This is a genomic window from Clostridium sp. MCC353 (genome assembly GCF_018785315.1).
GTDB lineage: Bacteria > Bacillota > Clostridia > Lachnospirales > Lachnospiraceae > CHH4-2.
Genome location: NZ_WQPN01000014.1, coordinates 1 through 25,290, shown reverse-complemented (window position 1 = coordinate 25,290; position 25,290 = coordinate 1). Strand labels below are relative to the sequence as shown.

Below are 25,290 nucleotides of genomic sequence, written 5' to 3'. Positions count from 1 at the left end.
TTTGCACGCCCGCACTTTAATTATCCCTAGGATCATAACCGTAGTTTTTCATATATAATTCGCTGTCCCGCCACTCCTTGCGCACCTTTACCCATAATTTTAAATTGACCTGCATTTCCAGAAGGTCCTCGATCTCCCTTCTCGCCGAAGTTCCGATCTTTTTCAGCATACTGCCGCCCTTTCCGATGATGATCCCTTTATGGGAATCCCTCTCACAGACAATATTGGCTTCAATGTCCATGATGCCGTCGGCCCGCTCCTTCATCACTTCAATGGTGACAGCGATCCCGTGGGGAATCTCGTCATTGAGAAGGCGGAGGGCCTTTTCCCGGATCAGTTCGGCCGCAATCTGGCGCATGGGCTGATCCGTAACCGTATCCTCATCATAAAACTGCGGCCCGTAAGGCAGATATTTGAAAATCAATTCCGTCATCAGGTCCGTGTTCTTGTCCTTCAGCGCCGATACCGGCACGATCTCCGCAAACTTGCAGATATCCTTATAGGTATCGATAAATGTGAGGATATCCTCCTGCTTCTTCACCGTGTCGATCTTGTTGATGACCAGAATCACCGGCGTATTCACCTTATTCAGCTGCTCCGCAATGTGCCGCTCTCCCGCTCCGATAAATGTGGTTGGCTCCACCAGCCACAGAATCAGGTCCACTTCCTTCAGCGTGTGTTCCGCCACATTTACCATATACTCGCCCAGCTTGTTTTTCGCTTTGTGGATGCCCGGCGTGTCCAGAAATATGATCTGTCCCCGTTCATCCGTATAAACCGTCTGTATCCTGTTCCTGGTGGTCTGCGGCTTATCCGATGTGATGGCGATTTTCTGGCCGATTAAATGGTTCATCAGCGTGGATTTTCCCACATTCGGCCTTCCTATTAATGTTACAAAACCTGATTTTAAATTGTTTTCCATTCCATACCCCGATCTGTATTTTTATAAAGCTTACGAATGATAGAGATTTTTCACCTCTTTGAATAACGGCCGCTCAGCTTCTATTTTATCTTTGTTTCCGATGACACACAGGCTTTTTGTATCCAGCACAGCCTTAACAAGCCCGGCCAGCTTTCTGATATCTTCCTGAGTGGCATCAAGAATCTGCATTCTCTCTTCCTTCATCATCTCCGGCGTCACGCCTGAAAGATAGGCGGACAGCCCTCTGGAACCTTTGCTGGAAGGCGGATATGGGATATCCAGATCGCTGATGGTGCCGATCACATATTTGGTCATATCCCGTTCGTCAATATCAAAATGTTCCAGGTATTCCGGTATTCCCTCATAGATAACGTCTGTCTCTTTCAAATTCGGATCCCGGTAGGAGACCAGATATCCTTCGCCCGAACGTCCAAAACCGCTCATGCAGCCATAAGCGCCGCCCTTTACCCGCAGATTGATCCACAGATAGTCATAGCTTAAAATCACTTTCAGAATTCTAAGGGCCCCCGTATAGGCGAATTTATCCCGGAAACTGCCGCACCGGGCCACATAATTGACCTGGGAAGCGGTTGTAAAACCTTCGTTTTTATTTCCCGCCTCAAACTTATATGGGTAAATGGCTCCATTCCCCATGGGCAGGCTGTTTTTTAAACTCCGCAGCGCCTTTGGCAGATAGGAATATCCGTTTTCATCCGCCGTATAACTGATCAGCATGTTGTCCGAAGTAAACAGCTTTTGGGCCACCTCTTCCAGCTTTTTAATCAGCCCTTTCTTATTGCTCTCATATTCCTTAACGGTGCGCTCCAGGAATTCATAATATCCCACGCCACCGGTTATATCATTAAAGGAAGAAACCGGTGAGAAATAAGAAGTCGCTCTCGCCACCGCCGCTGAATGGAAGCTTCCCTCCAGCTTCATCTTGGACCTGGACTTGCATTCTCCCAGAATCTCTCCCAGCCGTTTTTCATCGCCCAGCTTGGAATTCAGCAGGATTTCCCGAATCATATCAAATCCAAATTCCAGCTTATCATACATCACTTTAGCGCTGGCCTGAAAAACTCCAAAGAAATTCTCCGGTTCCCTCAGATTCGGATAAGAGGTGACGGAAAAACTGATTCCGCCGCTGTTTAAATAGATTTCACTGGAAAGATCTGTATAATTATAGTGTTCCGTATCCACATAGCCCAAAACTGATTTTAACAGTCCAACGTAAGGCAGGTCTTCCACCGGCACCCGGTTGGTATTGAACAAAATCCTCAGGTATCCGATTTCCGATGTGAACATCTCGTGGTGGATCACCTTGACTCCATCCACCTCTTTTTCCTCCCAGATCAGTTTCTCCGGCTCCCTGCCGATATCTTCCCTGGAAAGCAGAGGGATGACAGACAGTTCTTCCTGGGTGGACGGGGTTTCCTGATAAAGTTTTAATTCTTTTGTCTGCTTCACCAGACGTTCCATTTCCTCCTTACTCAAAGAGGCTTTATAAGCGGCCATTTTCTCAGACAGTTTGATCTCCTCTTCTGCCGTCAGGTTTTTCTTAGGGCAGACGGCAATTACGGCCTCAAAGGGATTATCCAGCAGATATTCACGGATCAGATTTTCAAAATATCCTTCATCCACCGCTTTTTTCAAATATTCAAAGGTGTCCTCATACTCCAGATGCATCATGGGATCACCGTCGTAGAGCCAGCTGTCCAGACACTGGAGGCCATACATCAATCCGCTGGGGGCAGAACCATAATCGGCTTCCCGGTAACGGAATTCGTAATAATTAAGACCTGCTTTCAAGATTTTCCTGTCAATTCCCTGATCCGCCAGCTTGCGCAGGGTTCCCTTTAAAACAGCCAGGAATTCCCCTTTTTGCTCTTTTTCCGCATTTTTCGCTACCACAGAAAAATAAGGCTGTAAAATACCGCTGTCATACCCGCCCAATATATCCTGTCCGATTCCTGCGTCTAAGAGGGCCTGTTTCAGCGGAGCTCCCGGTGCGTCGATCAGCGTATACTCCAGAATCTGGAATGCGATATAGAGCTTGGGATCCAAATCGGTTCCCACCACATCGCTGACGGACAGATACGTCGCCCCTTCTTCTGATTCTTCATCCGTGATAGAATAATAAATCGTTTCCTCCACCGGTTTTTCAAACGGCTTCTGCATCCTGATTTCCGAGTCAATTTCTGCCTTATCATAATGGCTCAAATACTCCCGGTCCAGCCATTCCAGCTTTTCCGCCATATCCATGTCCCCGTAGAGGTAGATATAGCTGTTGGACGGATGATAATATTTTCTGTGAAAATTAAGGAACTCTTCATAGGTCAAATTGGGGATTTCCGAAGGGTCGCCCCCTGATTCAAATCCATAACAGGTGTCGGGGAACAAAACCTTTCTGGTAAACCGGTCCAGCACGCTTTCCGGTGAAGAAAATGCTCCCTTCATCTCGTTATATACGACTCCATTATAAATCAGCGGCTGATCCGCCTCCTCCAATTCATAATGCCACCCCTCCTGCATAAAGATCTTTTCTTCCTTATAGATATTGGGATGCAGAACGGCGTCCATATAGACGTCCATCAGGTTCTGGAAGTCCTTATCATTACAGCTTGCAACCGGATAAACCGTCTTGTCAGGATAGGTCATAGCGTTCAAAAAGGTGTTTAAAGAACCCTTTACCAGCTCCACAAAGGGATCTTTTACGGAAAATTTGGCCGATCCGCAGAGCACGCTGTGCTCCAAGATATGGGGAACTCCTGTGCTGTCGGACGGCGGGGTGCGGAACCCGATGTTAAATACCTTATTTTCATCCTCATTTGAGATCAGAAATAACCGGGCGCCGCTTTTTATATGCTCCAATATCATACCCGTGGAATTGATCTCTTCTAACCTTCTCTTTTCCAATAAACGATAGGTTGTTAATTCTTCTAATTTACTCATTGACATGCCTCTCTTTACTGCTTTCTATTCAATTCATCTAATTACATGTTGCCCACTAATTTATCTTTTAATATCGCCAGACACTCTCTGACGCAAAGATGGACGAATAAAACCGGATCAGACCCGGATGCGATGCCGCTCACATGGGTGATTCCCCATTTTTTCGCAATCTGCTGGGCTCTGAACACATGGAAATTGCTGGTTAAAATGCCGATCTCAAGCGGCTTTTCCTCTGCCATCTCCACATTGCCCGGCCCCACCGGCAGGCGGTGTTTCATGGCTTCTTTCCTTTTTTCTTCCTGCAGCCTGTCGATCAATACCTTGCTGTAGGCAATATTCTCCAGGGTGCTGGTGGAACGGTCTTCCATGACCATATGTTCAGGATCCACTCCATTATACTGGAGATAAGCATACATCACTTCCGCCTCACTGGCCGGCTCGTCACTTCCCTGGCCTCCGGATAAAATCAGAACAGTGTCCGGGTTCTGCTCCGCATACTCAATCGCCTTATCCAGCCGTTTCTTTAAAGAATTGCTGATCCCGTCCGGTTTTACTTTTGCGCCTAAAACGATCACATAATCCAGATTCTCCCTGGTGCTTCCGGCAACGCCGGTGAACACAAGAACTTCTACCACAGCAAAAATCACTAACCCGGCCAGACAGAACGTGGTGATCGACACAGGAAGCCAAAGAGGCACCCGCTTGGGATTCAGCCTGTAGTAGTGTTCCCCATAAGCCAGAAATCCCAGGCTGGCCGCAAAAAACAGCCAGATAAACGCGAACGACGTCGCAATTCCGGAATAAATAATGATGATTAAATAATAGATCACGCAGATCACTGCGCCAATTCCTAAAATCCATACGAGCACAGGCATTCACCTCCATAAGTTGGTTCTCTTTCAGGTATTATACAGGATTTAACATGAAGTGTGAAGGGATTTACATGAAAGCGTGAAGGGATTTTTAAAAATCCCTTCACGCTTCATGTAAATCCCTTCACGCATCCTGCCCTCTATTCCATCTCGCTCCGCCTCAGAATATCGAACGGATTCACTTCCGTCCCCAAATCCACATACAAAATCTGCTTAGGATGGGGCGCGCTCTCCTGCTGGTTCCCCTCTTCATCATAGATTGCCTTCACAGTCACAGGAACATTGCTGCCGTCCGGCTTCATGATTTCAATCTCTTCACCCACAGAGAACTTATTCTTCTGCTCGATCCTGACAAGCCCTTCCCTGTCGGAAGGTTCCGCAGTCCCAAGATAGGTATAATTTTTCACATACGTGTTGTTGTCATAAATCTGGGTTGTGGAATCAGGTTTTCCAAAATAAAAGCCTGTGGTAAATTCCCGGTAGGTGCATTTGCCGATCTCCGACTTATACCATTCCAGATTGTCCTGATAGAGTTTGGGGTCTTTCAGGTAGTCGTCAATGGCTTTCCGGTAAGTTCTGGCTACCGTTGCCACATATAGCGCGGTCTTCATCCGCCCTTCGATTTTAAAACTGTCGATTCCCGCATCGATCATCTCCGGAATGTGCTCAATCATGCACAAGTCCTTGGAATTAAAGATATAGGTTCCCCGCTCATTCTCATACACAGGCATATACTCGCCCGGCCTGGTTTCTTCCACAATGCTGTATTTCCAGCGGCATGGATGGGTGCAGGCGCCCTGGTTGGCGTCCCTTCCCGTAAAGAAATTGCTGAGCAGGCATCTCCCTGAATAGGAAATGCACATGGCCCCATGAATAAAGCTTTCAATCTCCATATCCTCAGGTATCCGGCTTCTGATCTCCTTAATTTCCGCAAGAGATAACTCCCTGGCCGTAACCACCCTCTTTGCCCCCTGCTGATACCAGAACAGGTAAGTCCCGTAATTGGTATTGTTAGCCTGGGTGCTGATATGAATCTCCATATCGGGCAGCACCTTTTTCGCGATCATAAAAACACCCGGATCCGAAATGATCAGCGCGTCGGGACGTATCTCCTTCAGCTCTTCAAAATAAGCCTCCACCCCGGACAAATCCTCATTATGGGCCAGAATGTTGGCAGTTATATAAACCTTTACCCCTTTTTCATGGGCAAAGGCAATTCCTTCTTTAATCTCTTCATTGGTAAAATTCTTGGCCTTGGCGCGGAGTCCAAACGCTTCACCGCCCAGATAGACGGCGTCCGCCCCGTAAATCACAGCGGTTTTCAATACGTCCAGGCTTCCGGCCGGTATCAGTAATTCAGTCTTTCTCATGTGTTCCTCTCATTCAACCTGTTTTTTAAAACGCTGATGGTGACACCATCCCCAATGGGGATCAACGATGTTTCCAGTTCTTCCATATGCGTTAATGTGTACAGATACTCCCTCATCCGGCTGTGGATCGTCCTGTTTCTCCTCTCCACCGCGTATCTGGATTCCACAATGTCCCCGTCCTGGAGCACATTGTCGGAAAACAGGATTCCGCCCTCAGAAAGCAGCCTTAAAACAGAAGGCAGCCAGTGGATATACTGACCCTTAGCCGCATCCATAAAGATGAAATCAAAAGGCCCTTCCAGCCGCTTTAAAATCTCCTCGGCATCTCCTTCCAACAAGGTAATCCGCTCTTCCTCCCCGGCCTTCTTAAAATTCTCTTTTGCAGCGGGGATTCTGGGTTCATATTTTTCTATGGTGGTGATATGGCAGTCTTTGGGCATCACGCGGCTCATCAGCAGCGCGGAATAACCCACCGCCGTTCCCACTTCTAAAATGGCCCGGGGCTGTTTTGCCGCCACCATGGTCTTTAACAGGCTTTCCGTTTCCTTTTTAATGATGGGAATATAAGATGCCACTGCTTCTTTTGCAATGGCATCACAAAGTTCTCCGTTCCCGCTGTCTAAGGACCTTAAATAGTCCCTGATCCGCTCATTTACTATCATCTGTCTCTTCCTCTTCCGGTGCCTCATTAATCTGCGCCAGCATCTCTTTGGATGTCATGGAGGTATTGAGAGTGTAGTCTCCCGGATTGATCTCATAATCATAAAATTTGCTTTGAATGATAAAAGTATATTTGTTGTTAATCAGGCCTTTTTCCAACAGCAGATCCGCTGCTTCGGAAACCGACGTATCCTCGGGAATGGTTATCTTCTTATCAATACCAGGGGCGGCTGCCACAGGCACCGGGTCAAATATCTCATGCCCAAAGGCAAAGCCCTTGCTGGCGCCTTCATACAGCAGCAAAATCACCAATGCATAAACGATCAGCTTTCCCGAAACGCTGATGATCGTTCCCGTTATTCTGTTAATTTCTTTCGTCGCCCTGCTCATATATCTTCCTCAATTCCTGCGTCCTGTTTCCTGCTGCCAAAAAGCAATCTACATCCACATCCTAGATTTCCATAATAATCGGTAAAATCATCGGATTCCGTTTCATGCGCTTCCAAAGGAAATCACTTAAACTGTCCCGGATAATGTTCTTAATCTTGCCCCAGTCATTCACGTGGCGTTCCAGGCAGTCGCGGACCGCATCGTCCACAATGGCTCTTGCTTCATCCAAAAGATCCTCGGATTCCCTAACATAAACAAATCCTCTCGATACGATATCCGGACCTGCCAGAAGCTGGTTGCTGAACTTCTCCAATGTCAAAACTACCACAATAATACCATTCTGAGCCAGGTTTTGTCTATCCCGTAATACAATATTTCCAACATCGCCTACGCCCAGGCCGTCAACCAGGATCGCTCCTGCCTGAACATGATCCGCTATTTTCCATGCGTCGTGATTTAATTCCACCACATCGCCGGAAGACATGATGATCACATCTTCTTTCGGTATTCCCATGGACATGGCAAGCTGTTTCTGCGCCATCAGATGGCGGTATTCACCATGAACCGGAATGGAATATTTCGGATGGATCAGGGAATATAAGAGTTTAATCTCTTCCTGACAGGCATGTCCTGATACATGGGTATCCTGGAAAATAACTTCAGCGCCTTTTATGGACAGCTCATTGATAACCTTTGACACGGCCTTTTCATTGCCCGGTATGGGAGTGGAACTTAAAATTACAACGTCCCCCGGTTTAATGGATACTTTTCTGTGAATGCTGGCCGCCATACGGGATAATGCAGCCATGGATTCTCCCTGGCTTCCCGTGGTGATCAGCACGGTCTGCTCATCCGGATAATTCTTTAAATGTTCAATATCAATGAGGGTTCCATCGGGAATGTTGATATATCCCAGCTCACTTGCGGTGCCGATAACATTGACCATACTCCGGCCTTCCACAACGACCTTACGTCCGTATTTGTTGGCGGAGTTGATGATCTGCTGCACACGGTCCACATTGGAAGCAAAGGTGGCCACAATAATACGGTTGTTCTTGTGCTCCGCGAAAATGGCGTCGAAGGTCTTTCCCACCGTCTTTTCCGACTGGGTGAATCCCGGGCGGATCGCGTTGGTGCTGTCGCACATCAGGGCCAGCACGCCTTTCTTTCCAAGTTCAGCAAAACGCTGCAAATCCGCAGAATCTCCGAATACAGGAGTATAATCGATCTTAAAGTCGCCTGTATGGATGATGATTCCGGCAGGAGTGAAAATGGCAAGGGCCGCCGCATCCGCGATGCTGTGGTTCATCTTGACAAATTCAATTCTGAAACATCCTAAATTGATGGACTGTCCGTGTTTAACCACCTTTCTCTTGGTGGATTTCATTAAATTATGCTCTTTCAGCTTGTTCTCGATCAGGCCGATGGTCAGCTTTGTGCCGTAGACCGGCGCGTTGATTTTCTGTAAAATGTAAGGCAGGGCCCCGATATGGTCCTCGTGGCCGTGGGTGATTACAAATCCCTTAACCTTGTCCGCATTCTGTGTCAGATAGGTCACATCCGGTATGCACAGGTCGATTCCCAGCATGTCGTCGCTGGGGAAGGCAAGACCGCAGTCTACCACGATGATACTGTCCTCATACTCAAATGCCGTAATATTCATACCGATTTGTTCCAGTCCGCCCAATGGTATGATTTTTACTTTTGCGTCGCTGTTTTTTAATTTGTTTTGTTGTTTCAATCTGATTCCTCCGTTTTCTTTTTCCCATCCGCCTCTTTCTGCAATTTATCCATACATGTTCTGCAGGTGCCATATAATTTGACTTCATGATTTGTCACCACAAATCCCATATTGTCATATAACGCCTGTTCTAATGTATCCAATAAATCGTCCTGAAACGAATATATTTTTCCACATATATTGCAAATCGCATGATGATGCTGATGCCCGGAACTCTGATCCGCTCCACGCAGTTCATACCGGATAAATCCGTCATCAAAGCTGACTTTGTCAATCAATTGTAAATCAAACAGTACCTGTACGGTCCTGTAAACAGTTGCCAGTCCAATCTCCGGCTCTTTTTCCCTTACCAGATCATAGATCTCTTCCGTAGTCAAATGTTCTTCCGGGTGGGAAGCCATCGTCTCCAGAACGGTAAGTCTTTGGTTTGTCACTTTAAGGCCTTTTTCTCTCAGCATATCCTTAAAAACTGCCTGGTCCATGAAATCTCCTCAATTACTTCTTAATTTCAACATCCATGTCTTCCATCAATTCCGTAAAAATCTTAAACAAATAATCTATCTCATCATCGTCTTCCACAAATTCATAGACTGCTTCTTCCTCATCAGCCTTAGATATATCCTTCAGAACGTAGCATTCACCTTCATCGTCATCTTCTTCCGAATCCGTAACCAAAAGATAATTCATCCCGTTAATCCTGGTCTCTTCCAGCACGTAAAACTCCACTTCTTCTCCGGTATCCGTCACCATCACAATTTTCTTTTCTTCCATTCGATTAAATCCCCGTTCCTGTTATTATTCACCGCGGTAATCCAAATATCCCTGAAGGATCAGCCCAGCGGCAATTTTATCAATTACTTTTTTGCGGTCTTCCCTGCGGACCCCGCTTTCTATCAATATCTCATTGGCCGCCACAGTCGTCAGCCTCTCATCCCACAGTATAACCTCTAATCCGGTACGTTTTTCAAGCATCCGCTTAAATTCTTCCGTTTTTTGGGCACGCTCACCGATGGAATCATCCATATTCTTAGGATAACCTAAAACTATGGTTTCAATCTTGTATTCTGCAATCAATGCCTCAATCCGTCTCAGGGTCGGACGCAATTTGTTCTCTTCATCGCGGGTAATCGTTTCCAGGGCCTGCGCTGTCAGTCCCAGCGGATCACAGACTGCGACGCCAACGGTCCTGGAACCGTAATCCAATCCCATAACTCTCATATATTCCCGTTCTTTCTGCATCTATTCTTTTTTTAAGCACAAAAAAACTAGCTGGCTCTGCCCCAACTGTTCATCCGTCCTTACCCGCGCCCCCGGCGGGCCGGTTCTCTTATGTGCTTAATAATTTGACTGTCAAAGCCTGTTTCTTAACAGTATCTGACAGTCATCTTTTGCAAATCTTCACGCCTCAACGTTCCAAAAATATCGCTATTTAAGCTTCGAATCAATGTAGACAGCCAGCAGTTCCTCCAGAATCTCATCACGTTCCACTTTCATGATCAGGCTTCTGGCGCTCTTGTGGCTGGTAATATAGGTTGGATCTCCAGACATAATATATCCGACAATCTGGTTGACCGGATTATATCCCTTCTCTGTCAGGGCAATATAAACCTGCTCTAATACCTGGCTTACATCCAGCTTATTCTCTTGTACTGCTTTAAAATACTGTGTGTTATGAATATCGCCCATCTGTAATCACGTCCTTTTACTGTTCTACTCTATTCTAAACCATATTATAACTTTCGGCAAGGAAAATATTTATTAAAACTTTCTGTCTTTTTTATACTAAATAGACAATTTCGTCAGTCAACATATGATCCAGACGGCCGGAAATCAGCTGATTCTTCTGTCCGGGGCCTTCGTATGGAACCACGGCCTTCACATATTCCTTTGTATGGCCGATCATGTAATCCCTGCCGTTTATGGTGATTTTTTCCTCCAAAAGCACTTCCTTAACGGACCCCAGACAGCTCAGACGGTACTCTTTTGACATGGATTCGTCCAGCTTTAAAAGCACGTCGCTACGGGAAGCCTTAACCGGTTCCGGCACCTGGTTTTCCATGGCAGCCGCCCTGGTCCCCTGGCGTTTTGAATATTTAAACACGTGCATTTCATAAAAATGTATCCGTTCCAGGCAGGCTCTGGTCTGCTCAAACTCTTCCTCCGTCTCCCCCGGAAATCCCACGATCACATCGGTGGTTATGGCCGGATTATCGAAAAAACGGCGCAGGTTTTCACAGCACGCCTCGTATTCCCCGGTATCATAGCGCCGGTTCATCCGCTTTAGCGTCTCATCACATCCGCTCTGGAGGGAAAGATGGAAATGAGGACATATTTTTGACAATTTTGACAGCTCTCCGGCAAATGCTTCCGTCACAATTCTGGGTTCCAAAGAACCGAGACGGATTCTCTTAATCTTCTCAATCTGGTGGATTCTTTTAATCAGCCCCAGCAGATCTTCTTTCTTTTCTTCCGGGAAATCGATCCCGTAAGAGCTTAAATGGATTCCGGTGAGCACCACTTCAGAGTAACCCGCGTCCGCCAGACGCCCGGCCTCTTCCACCACATCTTCCAAACTCCGGCTTCTCACACGCCCTCTCGTATAGGGGATGATGCAGTAGCTGCAGAACTGGTTGCATCCGTCCTGTACCTTGATAAATGCCCTGGTATGGTCCGCGATCCGGCTGATGCTTAAATTTTCATATTCGTGGGTTTTCCCGATATCTATTACAGGATCTTCTCCCATGCGGCTGTTGAAATAATCTTCCAGAATGGAAACCAGTTCCGCTTTTCTGTTATTTCCCACAATCAGGTCCACGGCCGGATCCTTTTTCAGCTCTTCACCGGCGGCCTGGACGTAACAGCCTACGGCTACAACCGCGGAATCCGGGTTCATTTTTTTTGCTTTATGAAGCATCTGGCGGGACTTTCTGTCCGCAATGTTGGTCACGGAACAGGTATTGATAATATAGACGTCCGCGCCCTCCTTAAAAGGCACTATTTCATAGCCTGCCTCCTCTAAAAGCTGCTGCATTGCCTCTGTTTCATAAGAATTTACCTTGCACCCAAGATTGTGAAAGGCGGCTTTTCTCATTTTGTATTCTCCCATCTAATTTTACAGTTTCTTAACTCATTTTTCATGCAATCTAACTATTGACTTTTATACCATTGATCTGTAGTATTTAACTAAGACGAGGGCGGGTGGAAAAGCCCAGTCATACAATAAAAAGTGTAACCATTACAAGGAGGTTTTTACATGAAAACAGTTCGTATTTCTTTAAACTCAATTGATAAAGTGAAATCATTTGTTAATGATTTGACTAAATTTGATGTAGATTTTGATTTAGTATCCGGCAGATACGTTATTGACGCAAAGTCCATTATGGGTATCTTCAGCCTGGATCTTTCTAAACCGATAGATTTAAACATTCATGCGGAAAGCAACATTGACGAAATCATGAGTATTTTAAGTCCATACATCATCGCGTAATTATTATTTCATATAGAAAGATGCTTCTTGCGAAGCATCTTTTTTTATTCTACAGGAACGTGCTCCTCCACAGGCGGAGAATCCCGCAATCGGGATTCCTTCTTGATCTATCATTTAATCGCACCAAACGGTTTCAGCCGTTTCAATGGCAGTCTTCACCATCTCTTCAATCTTCTCTTCCAGTTTTGTCTCTGATTTCCTTATCATATTCAAATTCGGCTTAGTAACAGGATGCTTTGCCACAAATATGGTGCAGCAGTCTTCAAAAGGCAGAATGGATGTTTCATAGGTGCCGATCTTTTCCGACACATCGATGATTTCCTGTTTGTCAAAGCCGATGACCGGACGGTATACGGGCATGGTGCAGACTTCATTGGTTGCAGCCAGAGACTGCATGGTCTGGGAAGCCACCTGTCCGATGCTCTCTCCCGTAATAAGGCCGATACATCCGGTGTTTTCCGCTATGGTCTGGGCGATTCTCATCATATAACGGCGCATGATAATGGTCAGTTCCTCATGGGGGCACTGTTCATAGATGTAGAGCTGGATATCCGTAAAATTGACCACATGGAGCTGGATCGGGCCTGAATAACGGGCCACCAGCTTCGCTAAATCCACCACCTTCTGCTTAGCCCTTTCACTGGTATAAGGCGGCGCATGGAAATAGACAGCGTCGATTTTAACGCCCCTCTTTGCGATCATATACCCCGCCACCGGGCTGTCGATGCCGCCCGACAATAAGAGCATGGCCTTTCCGTTGGTTCCCACCGGCATTCCGCCCGCTCCCGGGATCATCAGAGAGTAGATATTCACCTTATTCCTGATTTCCACATGAAGCATGACATCCGGTTTGTGGACATCCACTTTTATCTCCGGAAACGCGTTCAGGATCACTTCTCCCATATCCCGGTTGATCTGCTCCGATGTTACGGGATAGTTCTTATCCGCCCGGCGGGCATCCACTTTAAAGGTGATCTGTTTATCCGGATATACTTCATCCATATAAGAGACCACTTCTTTTTTCAGGTTCTCATAGTCTTTGGATTCAATCTGCACCATGGGGCAGATCCAGGCGATGCCGAACACCTTTTTTAAGGCTTCGATCAGCTCTTCATAATCATATTCCCCTTTGCAGTCCACATAGATGCGCCCCGATTCCTTGGTCACAGCAAATTCCCCGTCCACGGTCTTTAACCCATGGCGTATCTGTTTGATCAGCGCATCTTCAAATAAATACCGGTTTTTTCCCTTTGTACCGATTTCCGCATATTTTATCAAAAATGATTTGTACTGCATTCTTACCTCCATATTCCGCCTCCGGCGGCCTCTTTTCCGACTGCTTACATTCTTGTATAACGCCGGAGCACCGGCAGCAGTTCTTTCAATGTTTCAATGCAATAGTCCACTTCTTCTTTGGTATTGAACACGCAAAAACTGAAGCGGAGGGTGGAATCTAAAAGCTCTTTTTTCACGCCGATTCCCCGCAGCGTGCCGCTGACCGAAGGATGGTTGGAAGAACAGGCGGAACCGGATGATACATAAATCCCCTTATCCTCCAGCGCGTGAAGCAGGACTTCGCTTTTAATGCCTTCAAAGCTGACGCTGACAATCTGCGGCGCGCCGCCATGGCCTTTTTCTGAATTCACATGGGCGCCTTCAATCTCCCCAATCCGGTCGATCATATAATCCTTCAGCTGGTAAAGAGCGTTGATTTTTTCATCAAAATTCGTATAAGCTTCTTTGGCCGCCGCTCCTAAGCCTGCAACTCCGGGAACATTTTCCGTGCCGGAACGCATGCCCTTTTGCTGGCCGCCGCCGTAAATCAGAGGTTTTACCTTGATTTTTTCATCGATATATAAGAACCCCACCCCTTTCGGCCCATGGATCTTATGGCCGCTGACGCTCAGAAGGTCGATCCCCTGGCGTTTGGGGTAGATGCGGAACTTTCCATATCCCTGAATGGCGTCCACATGGAATATGGCGCCGGGATTTTTGGCCTTGATGACCTTTGAAATCTCCTCCACCGGCTCCACCGCGCCGACTTCATTATTCACATACATGACGGATACCAGGATTGTCTCCGGGCGGACCGCCTCTTTTAATTCTTCCAGGCTGATATGCCCCTTTTCATCCACCTCTAAATACGTCACTTCAAACCCCAGGCTTTCCACATAGCTGAGGGTATTATAAATGGAAGGATGCTCAATATTGGTGGTTATGATGTGGTTTCCCGCCCGTTTATTGGCCAGCGCAGTGCCGATCAGGGCCATGTTGTTGGATTCCGAACCGCCTGAGGTGAACAGAATATCTTTTTCCTTCACTTTTAAAGTTTTAGCGATCTCTTCTCTCGCCCAGCGGATATACCGCTCCGCCTCCACGCCTTTTAAATGTTTGGCAGAGGGATTTCCGTAATCCTCTGTCATGGTTTTTATCACGATATCCTTCACGCTGTCCAGCACCTTGGTGGTAGCGGAATTATCAAAATATGCTTCCATATGTTTCCTCCATGCCGGAGCGTTTTGATGCGCAAATTTTACGCTGCGCAGGCACGCGCTGAAAATTCCACATTCTCAGCCGCGCTTCAAATTTGCGGCTCCGTCACAAATTTGAGCGTAATAAGTCTGTCCCTTATATCCCGCTTTCCAGATGATACATCAAGATGGACAAAGCTGTCAATCCCGCGGTTTCAGTCCTTAAAATCCGTTTCCCCAGGGATATGGGTTTTACGTTCCTGGACTCTGCCAGTTGGATTTCCGTCTCTTCAAACCCGCCTTCCGGCCCGATGAAAATGCCCACGCTCATCCCGGCTTTAATCCGGCCCAACGCCTCTTTCGTCCCGGCCATCCCCTCAGCCAGTTCATAGGGGATCAGATTGCAGTCGAATTCCCCCGCATATTCCAGCGCCTGGCCAAATGTCATAATTCCCGTCACTTCCGGGATCACAATGCGTTTGGACTGTTTGGCGGCGCTTTCGCAGATGCTGTTCCAGCGCCTGACCTTCGCCTCTTCTTTTTTGGCGTCCAGTTTTACGATGGTCCGTTTTGTGGCCACCGGAATGATCTGATAAACGCCCAGTTCCACCGCTTTCTGTATGATCAGCTCCATTTTATCACTTTTCGGAAGTCCCTGAAACAGGAAAAGCCTGGCCGGAAGTTCCGTGCCCTCTTCATCCACGGACAGAATGTGGGAAATCACCACATCCGGGCAGATTTCCGTAATCCGGCAGCGGTAATCCTTATCCTGGCCATTGCTGATGAGAATCTCTTCCCCGCATCTCATCCGCAGAACGTTCTTAATATGGTTTACATCTCTTCCCTGAATCCGGATTTGGCTTTCTGATATCTGATCCGGATGTACAAAAAAATGATACACGTCTGTTTCCTCTATTTCTTTCTGGCCGTTACGGAAAGCCATTCGCCCTGGTAGGTGATTTCGATCACTTCGAATGCGTCATTGGCGGCAAAGGCCTCTTTCACAGCCTCTTCTTTCATATTAATAATACCGGACGTGATGAAGATCCCGCCCTTTTTCAAATGTACCGGAATTTCCTTTTGAAGCAGAATGATCACATCCGCCAGAATATTGGCCACAACGATATCATAGCACTCGCAGCCTGCCTGGTCCTGAACGGCTTTGTCATCGATGATGTTGCCCTGGAGCACATAAAATTCAGACGGGTCAATCCCGTTGGCTTCCATATTCTCTTTCACCGCCGATATGGCACATTCATCCAAATCAGTTCCGAACACCTCTTTTGCCCCCAGCTTTAAAGCCGTAATGCCCAGGATGCCGCTGCCCGTACCCACGTCCAGAATCTTTGAATCCGGGGCCACATACTTTTTAAGCTGGCGGATGCACAACTGTGTGGTTTCATGCATCCCCGTTCCAAATGCGGTTCCCGGGTCAATCTGGATCAGCAGCTTGTCCTTATGCTCTTCGGGAACCGTTTCCCATGTGGGCTTTATCAGGATATCATCCACGGTAAACGGTTTAAAGTACTGTTTCCAGTTGTTAATCCAGTCCTTATCCTCTGTTTCAGACATGGAAATGGTCCGCTCTCCCACATCCACAAACTGGCTTAAATCGTCCAGCCCCTCTTCGATTTGATTGAGAATTTCTTCCAGCTCATTCAAATCTTCCAGATAAAAGCTTACTTTTGCAATCCCTTCATCCGGCGGGAGTTCCGGAAGGATATCGATAAACATCCCCTTTGTTTCCGCTTCTGTGAGGGGAATATTATCTTCTATTTCAATCCCTTCGATGCCGATTTCATCCAGCATGCAGCTGACCAGATCCACGGCCTCCGTGGTTGTTGACAACGTAAACTTCGTCCATTTCATGATTTTCTTCCTCCATATATCTTTTATTGTAATAGTTCAGACGGTTCATCCTTTATTGTCCAAATACAATCTTAATAAACAGAATCAAAAGCACCACCAAAATAACCGGGCGCACCACTCTCTGGCCGTTATGCACCACCATACCCGATCCGATATAATGGCCTGCAATGCAGAAAACCCCTGCCGCCAGTCCCAGCGGATAGATCACATTGCCGCTGGTGATAAATGTGACGAGAGCCGCCACATTGGAAGAGAGATTGATCACTTTTGTGATCCCGGAAGCGGTTCTCAAATTCATCCTCGCCAAGCCGGTCAAAATGAGAATCAGAAATGTCCCGGTCCCCGGTCCATAGAATCCGTCATACATCCCGACCACAAACGCGGCCCCGATCGTGATCAGATAGACTTTTTTAATGGGCAGTGTGTTGGTCTTCTCATTATCGCCCATATTTTTATTCCTCATAACGTAAAAGGCCACCACCGGAAGCACTACAATCATCATATTTTTAATGACGGCTTCGCTGGTCAGCAGAGAAAGTCTGGAACCGATGGTGGATCCGGCCAGAGCCGCCGCCACGGAACAGGCCGCCATGGATGCCATGATCTTTCCTTCCAAATAGCCGTTTTTTATATATCTGGCGGTCGATATGGTAGTTCCCATGGCCGATCCCAGCTTATTCGTCCCCAACGCCATATGGGCCGGAACCCCTGCTAAAATATACGCAGGAAGGGAAACCAGTCCGCCGCCTCCTGCAATCGAATCCACTAACCCTGCTAAGAACACCAGAGGACATACGATCAAATACTGCAGCATTTTATTTTAATCCTTTTCTTTCTGTATTATATCACGTCTTCCGACCAGCCGTAATAATCCAGACAAATCTGAACAGTTACGGCAAATCACCACATGGTATCATATCACATAATAGATACAGTGGCAAATAAAATAAAAAAATTTAAATATTTTTGCAATAAAAATGTTTTCCGGTGCATTAACCTATTGAACGGATGAAAATCACTTATGTTGAACTTATAAGAGACCCGGCAAAAAACATATCAAGCTTCGAAATTCCTTGATGCATTACACTCTATCACACCGCCGGCTCCTATAAAAAAATACAAAGTATTTTCACAATTACAATCTAACGGCAATTAGAATTTGTAATCGACGAAAAAAAGTTTCCTGCTGCAGCCGGAAACTTTTTTATTTGGTCAGATATTCTTTTTTAATGCCGGCGTGTGTTTGAACATTCATTCCCGCCATCTGTTATCTCAACGCCCATTTTTCGGCAAATCTGTCCCCAATCCAGTCATGGGAACCCCTGTCAAGCATTATATCTGGACTGTTTATGTACGGTCATAGCTAAAAATACCACGGAGAGCAGCATGAAGAAGCCTGAAATCGGGCGTGTAAAGAATGGAACAATGCTTCCGCCGGTGAGCTGCAGCGCCCGCAGCAGGTATTTTTCCACGATGGGGCAGAGGATAAATCCCATGATAAAAGGCGGAGCAGGAAATTTAAACTTATGAAACGTATAGCCCAAAGCGGCGAAAACCAGGATGCTGACGATATCGAAGGTCCGGTTGTTGCTGCCATATGCGCCGATGCTGCACAAAACCATGATCACCGGGAACAGCACTTCCCTGGGAAGGTTTAAAACTTTCAGTACCAGCGGCAGGGAATAATACTCCATGATCACCATCATGATGTTGGCCACAAACAGACAGGCAAACATGGTATAGATCAGGGAGCCCTGTGTGGTGAACAGCAGGGGGCCCGGGGTGATGCCGTGCATCATGAAAGCGGACAGCAGGATCGCCGTGGAACCGTCGCCCGGAATACCTAAAGTGAGCAGAGGGATCAGCGCGCCGCCGATTACCGCGTTGTTGGCCGATTCCGAGGCGACAACGCCGGGAACGATGCCGGTTCCAAACAGTTCCGGCGTCTTGGAACGGTTTTTGGTGACCGTATAGGAAATCATCGCCGCCGTGCCGGAGCCGATGCCGGGCAGAAAACCGATGCCGGTTCCTATGGTGGAGGAGATGAAGAAATTGCCCAGGTTTTCCTTTACCTCGGTGCGTGTGATATCAAAGCCTTTCATACGGTAATTGGCCTTGGGAGACGGCTGTATGTCGAACAGCTCCGCCATTTTAAGCACCTCGATCACCGCGTAAAAACCGATTAAAACGGCGATAAACGCGAATCCCTTATCCAAACTGATGTAGCCGAATGTATACCGCCTGGCGGCATCCAAAGGAGCCATTCCGACAGTGGCGAACGCCATGCCCACAGCGGCTGAGGCCAGGCCCTTTACCAGAGACTTTCCGGCCAGGCTGGCTACAAGCATAAGAGCGAAAAAGCTGACGGCAAAATACTCCACCGCGCTGAATTTAAGCGCCAGGACCGCGATGGTTGGTGATAGGAAAAACAGGAAGATAAAGCTGAACATGCCGCCGAAAAAGGAACACACAATGCCCACCGACAGGGCTTTCCCCGCCTGCCCCTTTTTCGCCATGGGCGCGCCGTCAAATGTGGTGGGCACGCTGGCGGAGGTTCCGGGTATGTTCAGAAGAATAGCCGTAATCAGGCCGCCGGATACGGAACCTACATAGATTCCCAGGAATATGGCCATGGCGCTTTCCAGAGACATGCCATAGGTGGCCGGCAGCACCAGGATCAGGCCCATGGAACTGCTCAGTCCCGGGCTGGCTCCCACGATGATTCCTATAATAACGCCGAGAGCCAGCGGCGCCAGCATTTTTACGGATAACAGGGCTGCGAAGCCTTGAGCAAACATTTCTAGCATGAGCGGTTACCCCTTTCTTAGAAAATAATGGGTCCCATTGGCAGGATAACGCCAAAGCACCTGGTGAACATCAGATATATCACGAGATCAGCCACAGCCGCGATCAGAATAATCTTAGGAAAACTGCGTGCGCCTTTGGGAGATAACAGATGGACCATGCCTATGAGATAGAAAAACGTTCCAATCAGAAAGCCGATGGTCTGCATGAGGCAGGCATAGGCGGCAAAGTAAACAAAGGTGAGGATCACATTTTTCACGTTTATCTCCGCCTTTTTCGCTGAAACCTCCTTGGTGCGGGCCAAAATGACCAGGGATTTGATTGTCTGGATCAGCCCCAGCCCCAGAATCAGAGTGCCGATGACCCAGGGAAAAAACTTGCTTCCGCCCATTCCATTGTTGAGCGTGGATTTAATCTGAAAGGAATACAGCAGATAAAATCCCGCAAAGACAACCAGGCCGAGACCGGCGATCAATTCCTTTAAGTCTTCAAAGGTTTTATGCTTAAACATACTCTCCTCCGTTTCCAAACGATAGTTTCCTGCCGGTGTCTTCCGGCTCCGGCAGGAAAGCCTGCTGTTACTTTATTGGATTACATATTTTTTATTGTACTCAATCAGGTGGGCCAGCGCGTTGTCCAGATAAGTCTCAGGATCTTCGATCACGCCGGGAATGAGTTCCAGAGCTTCTGCTTCTGCGATGAATTCCGGATCAGCCGCCATCTGCGCTACCAGGCTGTTGCTCTTTGCAAGAATTGCCGGATCGGTTCCCTTGGGGAAGAACAGGCCGTAGAACTTATCATAGACGTAATCAATGCCGTAATCGGTGGAACAAGGATACTCGGAATAAGCATCGATGACAGAATCATTGAACATGATTAACGCTGTGAATTCGCCGGTTTTTATGTAGTCAGCCACATTGCCGATGGAAGCGATCTGAAGGTCCATATGACCGCCTGCCATAGCCGCGGTACGTTCTCCAACCGTTCCGCCGTCCACAATATCCAGATCGATTCCCAGACAAGCCTCAACGGACAGAAGATTCTGATGGGAACTGCCGCCCCACTCAGTGCCTGCTATAATATCGCCAGGATTTGCTTTGGCGTACTCGATCATCTCATCCATGGTCTTGAACTTCTTGCCGTTGGTGATGAGAGCCTGGGATTTGGAGGTAAGGCCGATGCCGCCGATATCAAAGCTGGTGTAGTCAAAATCCACCGTTCCGGAAGCTTTGTTGTTCTCCAGGGCTTCATGGGACATCAGGACCGTATAGCCGTCAGGTTTGGAGTCTTTGGCCTGGGAAGAAGCGATGGAGCCGGAACCGCCGGAAATATTCGTAACGGTGAAAGCCTGGCCGGTGTATTTCGAAAGATACTTGGCATAAAGTCTGGCTGATGCATCCTGTCCGCCGCCCGGGTTGGCGCCGACGATGATGGAAACGGCCCTCTCCGGCCATTTGGTATCCAGTTCGGCTGCTGTTTCAGGCGCGGCTGTTTCGGCTTTCGCTGTTTTTTCGGACTCGGCGGTTTCAGATTTCTCTGTTTTTTCGGATGCGGCGGTTTCGGGCGCAGCGGTGGCTGCCGCCTGAGGGGCCGGGGCTTCTGTCTTCTGCGGCGCTGCCGTCTTTTGGCCGCAGGCGCTGAGTGCCAGCAGGCCGGCTGAAATCATAAGGGCTGCCCATAGGTTCATTTTTTTCATCTTTGTTACCTCCATTCAACTTTTTATTGGGTTATTTTGGGGGGCGGAGAGAATAATACCGGTTCAAAAGACGCCAGCACGCGCTCTCTCCCACCATGTTCGGACAGGATTTTCTCCTGTTTATCCTTTATCATATCGTTTACTGCCTCCGGATTGCAGATTTGGCGCAGCCGGGCATCGAGCTGGGCAGCAATTTCTTTATACGCCGGATCGTCAATCAGGTCGTTTTGTTCCATAGGATCTGTCCTGATGCAGAAGAGCTGGGGCTTATATCCCACATAATAGATGTATTTATAATCGCCATAGCGGATCATAAAGCCGCCGGTAACTGAGCCGGTGGAATGGTATTCGCTGAAGGCGATTCGATTTCTCGTTCCTTCTTCTTTAGCGATTTCCAGCAAAGAAGTTCCCGGCAGTTCTGCCTCTTCCTCCTCTATCAGCGGGATGCCGAAAGCGTCCAGTATGGTGGGATAGATATCCACCAGAGAGACGATGGTATCGTTTCTCCTGGCCTTTGGAATTCCCGGACCGGTCACAATGAGCGGTACATTTACCGCGCTCTCCAGCATACAGTTTTTATTCCACATCCCATGATTTCCCGCCATCTCGCCGTGGTCGCTGCTGTAAATGATGATGGTATTCTCGTATTGACCGGTCTCCTTTAATTTCTGCACCACCGCCCCAAGCTGGTCGTCCAGGTAAGAGCACATGCCGTAATATACGCGCAGAGCCTTGCGGATCACATCGTCTTCATATTGGCGGTCCATGCCGTAAAACCGCCGGTGATCCCGGCAGGACGGGTGCTCGGAGCGTTCCCCGATCTTATAGGCCGTCGGCATGGGAATGTCAACGCCTTCATATAAATCCCAGTATTTCTGTGAAATGGTCAGTGGAAAATGGGGCAGCGTATAGCCCACATACAGAGCCCAGGGCTCATCGGCACCACGTTTTTCTTCCAGGTAGCCAAGTGCCTCCCGGGTCACATTTTCATCGTAATCCATATAGGAGGAACGGCCAATGGTAGCGTTGTTGGGGAACTGCCCAACCTTGGGTTTTGTCACCCGTTGATCACGCAGCAGGCCGAAAACATCGCCGACGCCGTCCCGCACATGAAGCGGAATGCGCTGGTCCGTAAAACCTGTATCATCATCCACGCAGCGGTAATGAAGCTTGCCGATGGTGGTCATTTCAATTCCATTTTCATTCAGCCTGTGGCCGAAACTTCGAACCTGTCCCGTATAGGGAGTGGCGTTATCGTAACAGCCGATCTTGAAGCTGTACTGTCCCGTAGCCAGGCTGGCACGCGATGGCACGCAGATCGGGTTATTGGAATACGCATTTTGAAATACCGTGCCGTCCCGGGCCAGACTGTCCAGATTCGGTGTTTTTATAACCGGATTGCCGTAGCAGCCTGCCTCGCATTTGTTGTGCTGGTCTGAACAAATGAACAGCACATTTTGACCTTTCACCATTATTTACCTCCTTTTTCTGTATCATATATTCAGCATTGGAAGGTTTTGGCAGATCATCAATAGGATTTTCCCATCTGTGCTTCCATCGCTGTAATTGCAGCTCCAACTGCTCCTCTGCCCATCTTGGTACGCGGCATAAACAGCAGGCTGCTGTTCCCCTGAAGAAGCCTTGTAATTCTGGTAACCGTCTCTTTCACGGCCTTATAATAAACATTGGAATTTTCTATAAGAAGGCCGGCTGAAATAAGGATTTCGGGGTTGATCAGATTTATGTAGTTTGCCGCAGCCATGCCAACCATGGTGGCGGCTTTAGTGATCACCTCAACGGCAAGCTGGTCGCCGTCCTCACCTGCGTGAAGCACGTCATAGACTGTGATATTTTCCAGCGGCATCTCATTTAACACGCTGGCCCTGCCGCAGCGCAGCTCACGCCGGAAGGTCCGCACAATGGCGGATGCGCTGCCGTAGGTGCCCACGCACCCGTAATTGCCGCACCTGCACGGCCTTCCTCCCACTTCAATCACCATATGTCCAAAGGCGTCCACGATATTATTCGCGGGCCGGATCAGCATACCGTTCTGCATACATCCCATCCGGATTGCGTTGGAACACAGCAGAACGCTCATTTTATTGAAACTGCGGCCATTGCCGAAACAATATTCTCCGATGCATACGGAGTTGATGCTGGTTTCCATGACCGGTATCACACCGAAAATCTCTCCGATGCGCTGTTTGAGCGGAAATCCAAACCATTCAGGGTTGAGATTCTCAGCAGAAATCGTATTGAGAGCGACACCCTGGACCCGGTCCAGGGAGCAAAAGATAGCAACTCCGCAGCCATAAATATCTTTCGGATCGATTCCGGTTTTCTGAAGCGCCGTCTCATACATGACCCGTATGTCCGCAATGGCCTGTTCCGGCCCGTTATCCAGCGGGTACGGCCTTTTCAGCAGGACTTCCACATTCCCGCTGTAATGCAGAATACTGATGTCCAGGTGATAAAACCCGATGTTGATGCCGACAAAATAAATCTTATTTTCATTGTTGATTCCGTACAGCAGCGGCCTGCGGCCTCCTGTGGAATCCCCCTCGCCGCAAACGAGAATCAGCCCTTCATCTTTCAGCCGTTCCAGTATGCGGTTCATCGTCGTGCTCTTAATTCCTGTTGCCTGAATGAGTTCTTCTTTACCGGAAATCTTTCTTTTTTGTATGGCGCTGAAAACCTCTATGGCTTCCTGCGTCAGATTATCAAATACCATTTTCTGTGACAAAGCGGTCACTCCTTTTTATTTTTTTGGTTTTAAGGATCAATATGGTATCAGCATAATTCCATTTAGAACTAAAGTCAAATTTTTCACCAGATCTAATCGGCTATTTATTGTGTTTTTCGGTAACTTTTTTTCGTTTCGGTTTAATCAAATTATAACAAGGCCAGTCATTTCGTCAACACTTATGACCAAACCGCTGTTCTTTTTAGCTATTTCAATAAAAAGCGCCAAAAGTTACCGCTGTTTTTCGAGAAACAAATGGATTGCTTCCAGGACTTTCAACCATTTTTCAATTCAATTTTAAGATAGGTTAAATCCTTGAGGGAGGAGGGGGGAATTGGGAGTTAATTCTGGAAGTTTGATTCAGGAAGTTACGCAGGGAAGCGGGGAGACCGGATGGGGGGAAGCCAGGCCGGGGACCGGAGCAGGGGAAACAAACCATACAGGGATCTGATTCCAACCGTTAAGTTGAACTAAGGCTTCCAGCACGAAAGAGGGCGGTCCGATGCCCATTCACGGTGAACTCCTCATGACTTCACCGTTCAGGGGCATCTCAGAAACTGATTCGGTTTTCAGTTTCTGCCCGCCCTCTTTCCTGCTGGAAACCTAAGTTCAACTAAACGGTTTCCACACGACCCCTGTATGGTTTGTTTCCCCTGCTCCGGTCCCCGGCCTGGTTTCCCCCCATCCGGTCTCCCCGCTTCCCTGCTGGTTTTCTCTGGCTAAAGTAATTAAAAGCAAATTTAAAGTAAAGGGTGAAGTCATTTTCAAAAATGCCTTCACCCTTTATTTTAAATCCCCATGTCAGTTACTTGAAATTTCTATACCATAATCTGCACGAAATGCCAAATATGGCCTCAATCAAACGCTTCTTTGCCTCTTCTACGTTCCTTTTCCAAATCTTTATTTGGGTGATTGGCCAAAGTTACGCCTGGAGATAAAAAAGATTTGGGGAAGAGGAGAAAATGAGCATAGAAGAGTTTCAGTGAGGAGGTATTTGGTAATTGATGTAGGTATTGACGAATATGACATGGAGATTTGATGTAAATGGTGAGGGGATTTACATCAAAGGGTGACGGCATTTTCGAAAATGCCTTGAGGGTTGATGTTAAATTGCTTTTAATTACTTGAGCCAGAGAACACCAGCAGGGAAGCAGGACGAGGGGACGGACTGGATGTTTGGATGGGGACGGGCCCAGGGGAAGCCTTCGGGGATGAAAGCCATCTGGAAACCATTAGTGAAAGTTAGGCTCCAGGAATAGAAAAAGACGGGCAGAAACTGAAAACCAAATCAGTTTCTGAGATGCCCACTGAA

General features: G+C 47.7%; 23 protein-coding genes. 1 reads left to right on the top strand and 22 read right to left on the bottom strand.

The window, feature by feature from the left end; all coding sequences use genetic code 11:
* Positions 1-16: 16 nt before the first annotated feature.
* The 12 genes from era to mtaB all read right to left on the bottom strand — a co-directional run bounded on the left by era (position 17) and on the right by mtaB (position 11,998).
* A complete protein-coding gene (gene era / locus GPL15_RS03505) occupies positions 17-922 on the bottom strand; it encodes a GTPase Era (RefSeq protein WP_215696069.1) in 906 nt (301 codons plus the stop codon).
* A gap of 30 nt (positions 923-952) precedes the next feature.
* On the bottom strand, positions 953-3,874 hold the full coding sequence (locus GPL15_RS03500; protein ID WP_215696067.1) for an insulinase family protein: 2,922 nt from the start codon (positions 3,872-3,874) through the stop codon (positions 953-955).
* A gap of 41 nt (positions 3,875-3,915) precedes the next feature.
* A complete protein-coding gene (locus tag GPL15_RS03495) occupies positions 3,916-4,749 on the bottom strand; it encodes a YdcF family protein (protein WP_215696065.1) in 834 nt (277 codons plus the stop codon).
* A 137-nt stretch (positions 4,750-4,886) separates the two neighbouring features.
* Positions 4,887-6,116 carry a U32 family peptidase gene (locus tag GPL15_RS03490; protein WP_215696063.1) on the bottom strand — a complete coding sequence of 410 codons (1,230 nt, stop codon included), beginning with the start codon at positions 6,114-6,116 and terminating at the stop codon, positions 4,887-4,889.
* Positions 6,113-6,778: an O-methyltransferase gene (locus GPL15_RS03485; protein ID WP_215696061.1), complete on the bottom strand. Its 666-nt coding sequence runs from the start codon at positions 6,776-6,778 to the stop codon at positions 6,113-6,115. The genes GPL15_RS03490 and GPL15_RS03485 overlap by 4 nt, the downstream gene beginning before the upstream one ends.
* Complete coding sequence (locus GPL15_RS03480) at positions 6,765-7,166, bottom strand: endolytic transglycosylase MltG (protein ID WP_215696059.1); 402 nt, start codon at positions 7,164-7,166, stop codon at positions 6,765-6,767. Before GPL15_RS03480 ends, GPL15_RS03485 begins: the two co-directional genes overlap by 14 nt.
* Positions 7,167-7,227: 61 nt before the next feature.
* Positions 7,228-8,907 (bottom strand): ribonuclease J, encoded by a 1,680-nt coding sequence (locus GPL15_RS03475; protein WP_215696057.1) that lies wholly within the window; start codon positions 8,905-8,907, stop codon positions 7,228-7,230.
* Positions 8,904-9,389 carry a Fur family transcriptional regulator gene (locus tag GPL15_RS03470; RefSeq protein ID WP_215696055.1) on the bottom strand — a complete coding sequence of 162 codons (486 nt, stop codon included), beginning with the start codon at positions 9,387-9,389 and terminating at the stop codon, positions 8,904-8,906. The genes GPL15_RS03475 and GPL15_RS03470 overlap by 4 nt, the downstream gene beginning before the upstream one ends.
* A 13-nt stretch (positions 9,390-9,402) precedes the next feature.
* A complete protein-coding gene (locus GPL15_RS03465; protein ID WP_215696053.1) occupies positions 9,403-9,678 on the bottom strand; it encodes a DUF1292 domain-containing protein in 276 nt (91 codons plus the stop codon).
* A gap of 24 nt (positions 9,679-9,702) precedes the next feature.
* Positions 9,703-10,125 carry a Holliday junction resolvase RuvX gene (ruvX, locus tag GPL15_RS03460; RefSeq protein ID WP_215696108.1) on the bottom strand — a complete coding sequence of 141 codons (423 nt, stop codon included), beginning with the start codon at positions 10,123-10,125 and terminating at the stop codon, positions 9,703-9,705.
* Positions 10,126-10,332: 207 nt separating this feature from the next.
* The gene (locus tag GPL15_RS03455) at positions 10,333-10,593 is read right to left on the bottom strand and encodes an IreB family regulatory phosphoprotein (protein ID WP_103226193.1); all 261 of its coding nucleotides are present in this window, start codon (positions 10,591-10,593) and stop codon (positions 10,333-10,335) included.
* 91 nt (positions 10,594-10,684) lie between these two features.
* Complete coding sequence (mtaB, locus tag GPL15_RS03450) at positions 10,685-11,998, bottom strand: tRNA (N(6)-L-threonylcarbamoyladenosine(37)-C(2))-methylthiotransferase MtaB (RefSeq protein WP_215696051.1); 1,314 nt, start codon at positions 11,996-11,998, stop codon at positions 10,685-10,687.
* Positions 11,999-12,160: 162 nt separating this feature from the next.
* Between mtaB and GPL15_RS03445 the strand changes: the two genes are divergently transcribed.
* A complete protein-coding gene (locus GPL15_RS03445; RefSeq protein ID WP_215696049.1) occupies positions 12,161-12,394 on the top strand; it encodes an HPr family phosphocarrier protein in 234 nt (77 codons plus the stop codon).
* A gap of 114 nt (positions 12,395-12,508) precedes the next feature.
* On the opposite strand, the gene thiI is transcribed toward GPL15_RS03445, so the two are convergent.
* From thiI to GPL15_RS03395, 10 genes are all read right to left on the bottom strand, one after another.
* Positions 12,509-13,690 carry a tRNA uracil 4-sulfurtransferase ThiI gene (thiI, locus tag GPL15_RS03440; RefSeq protein ID WP_215696106.1) on the bottom strand — a complete coding sequence of 394 codons (1,182 nt, stop codon included), beginning with the start codon at positions 13,688-13,690 and terminating at the stop codon, positions 12,509-12,511.
* A gap of 44 nt (positions 13,691-13,734) precedes the next feature.
* Positions 13,735-14,889, bottom strand: coding sequence for a cysteine desulfurase family protein (locus tag GPL15_RS03435; protein ID WP_215696047.1), 1,155 nt, complete (start codon positions 14,887-14,889; stop codon positions 13,735-13,737).
* Positions 14,890-15,022: 133 nt separating this feature from the next.
* Positions 15,023-15,766, bottom strand: a complete 744-nt coding sequence (locus GPL15_RS03430) for a 16S rRNA (uracil(1498)-N(3))-methyltransferase (RefSeq protein ID WP_215696045.1) — start codon at positions 15,764-15,766, stop codon at positions 15,023-15,025.
* 11 nt (positions 15,767-15,777) lie between these two features.
* A complete protein-coding gene (gene prmA, locus GPL15_RS03425; protein WP_215696043.1) occupies positions 15,778-16,734 on the bottom strand; it encodes a 50S ribosomal protein L11 methyltransferase in 957 nt (318 codons plus the stop codon).
* Between the two features lie 52 nt (positions 16,735-16,786).
* Positions 16,787-17,548, bottom strand: a complete 762-nt coding sequence (locus GPL15_RS03420; protein WP_215696041.1) for a TSUP family transporter — start codon at positions 17,546-17,548, stop codon at positions 16,787-16,789.
* 511 nt (positions 17,549-18,059) lie between these two features.
* On the bottom strand, positions 18,060-19,541 hold the full coding sequence (locus GPL15_RS03415; RefSeq protein ID WP_215696040.1) for a tripartite tricarboxylate transporter permease: 1,482 nt from the start codon (positions 19,539-19,541) through the stop codon (positions 18,060-18,062).
* A 17-nt stretch (positions 19,542-19,558) separates the two neighbouring features.
* Positions 19,559-20,050 carry a tripartite tricarboxylate transporter TctB family protein gene (locus GPL15_RS03410; protein ID WP_215696038.1) on the bottom strand — a complete coding sequence of 164 codons (492 nt, stop codon included), beginning with the start codon at positions 20,048-20,050 and terminating at the stop codon, positions 19,559-19,561.
* 72 nt (positions 20,051-20,122) lie between these two features.
* On the bottom strand, positions 20,123-21,235 hold the full coding sequence (locus tag GPL15_RS03405; protein WP_215696036.1) for a tripartite tricarboxylate transporter substrate-binding protein: 1,113 nt from the start codon (positions 21,233-21,235) through the stop codon (positions 20,123-20,125).
* A gap of 23 nt (positions 21,236-21,258) precedes the next feature.
* On the bottom strand, positions 21,259-22,707 hold the full coding sequence (locus GPL15_RS03400) for a sulfatase-like hydrolase/transferase (RefSeq protein WP_215696034.1): 1,449 nt from the start codon (positions 22,705-22,707) through the stop codon (positions 21,259-21,261).
* A gap of 56 nt (positions 22,708-22,763) precedes the next feature.
* On the bottom strand, positions 22,764-23,978 hold the full coding sequence (locus GPL15_RS03395; RefSeq protein ID WP_215696032.1) for an ROK family protein: 1,215 nt from the start codon (positions 23,976-23,978) through the stop codon (positions 22,764-22,766).
* Positions 23,979-25,290: the final 1,312 nt, after the last annotated feature.

Excerpts from the sequence above, each read along its gene's own strand:
- GPL15_RS03420 (WP_215696041.1), bottom strand. The coding sequence starts at position 17,548 with ATGCTGCAGTATTTGATCGTATGTCCTCTGGTGTTCTTAGCAGGGTTA.
- mtaB (WP_215696051.1), bottom strand. The coding sequence starts at position 11,998 with ATGAGAAAAGCCGCCTTTCACAATCTTGGGTGCAAGGTAAATTCTTAT.
- ruvX (WP_215696108.1), bottom strand. The coding sequence starts at position 10,125 with ATGAGAGTTATGGGATTGGATTACGGTTCCAGGACCGTTGGCGTCGCA.
- GPL15_RS03470 (WP_215696055.1), bottom strand. The coding sequence starts at position 9,389 with ATGGACCAGGCAGTTTTTAAGGATATGCTGAGAGAAAAAGGCCTTAAA.
- GPL15_RS03500 (WP_215696067.1), bottom strand. The coding sequence starts at position 3,874 with ATGAGTAAATTAGAAGAATTAACAACCTATCGTTTATTGGAAAAGAGA.
- GPL15_RS03400 (WP_215696034.1), bottom strand. The coding sequence starts at position 22,707 with ATGGTGAAAGGTCAAAATGTGCTGTTCATTTGTTCAGACCAGCACAAC.
- GPL15_RS03465 (WP_215696053.1), bottom strand. The coding sequence starts at position 9,678 with ATGGAAGAAAAGAAAATTGTGATGGTGACGGATACCGGAGAAGAAGTG.
- GPL15_RS03410 (WP_215696038.1), bottom strand. The coding sequence starts at position 20,050 with ATGTTTAAGCATAAAACCTTTGAAGACTTAAAGGAATTGATCGCCGGT.
- GPL15_RS03485 (WP_215696061.1), bottom strand. The coding sequence starts at position 6,778 with ATGATAGTAAATGAGCGGATCAGGGACTATTTAAGGTCCTTAGACAGC.
- thiI (WP_215696106.1), bottom strand. The coding sequence starts at position 13,690 with ATGCAGTACAAATCATTTTTGATAAAATATGCGGAAATCGGTACAAAG.
- GPL15_RS03480 (WP_215696059.1), bottom strand. The coding sequence starts at position 7,166 with ATGAGCAGGGCGACGAAAGAAATTAACAGAATAACGGGAACGATCATC.
- GPL15_RS03495 (WP_215696065.1), bottom strand. The coding sequence starts at position 4,749 with ATGCCTGTGCTCGTATGGATTTTAGGAATTGGCGCAGTGATCTGCGTG.
- prmA (WP_215696043.1), bottom strand. The coding sequence starts at position 16,734 with ATGAAATGGACGAAGTTTACGTTGTCAACAACCACGGAGGCCGTGGAT.
- GPL15_RS03415 (WP_215696040.1), bottom strand. The coding sequence starts at position 19,541 with ATGCTAGAAATGTTTGCTCAAGGCTTCGCAGCCCTGTTATCCGTAAAA.
- GPL15_RS03435 (WP_215696047.1), bottom strand. The coding sequence starts at position 14,889 with ATGGAAGCATATTTTGATAATTCCGCTACCACCAAGGTGCTGGACAGC.
- GPL15_RS03455 (WP_103226193.1), bottom strand. The coding sequence starts at position 10,593 with ATGGGCGATATTCATAACACACAGTATTTTAAAGCAGTACAAGAGAAT.
- GPL15_RS03490 (WP_215696063.1), bottom strand. The coding sequence starts at position 6,116 with ATGAGAAAGACTGAATTACTGATACCGGCCGGAAGCCTGGACGTATTG.
- GPL15_RS03405 (WP_215696036.1), bottom strand. The coding sequence starts at position 21,235 with ATGAAAAAAATGAACCTATGGGCAGCCCTTATGATTTCAGCCGGCCTG.
- GPL15_RS03445 (WP_215696049.1), top strand. The coding sequence starts at position 12,161 with ATGAAAACAGTTCGTATTTCTTTAAACTCAATTGATAAAGTGAAATCA.
- era (WP_215696069.1), bottom strand. The coding sequence starts at position 922 with ATGGAAAACAATTTAAAATCAGGTTTTGTAACATTAATAGGAAGGCCG.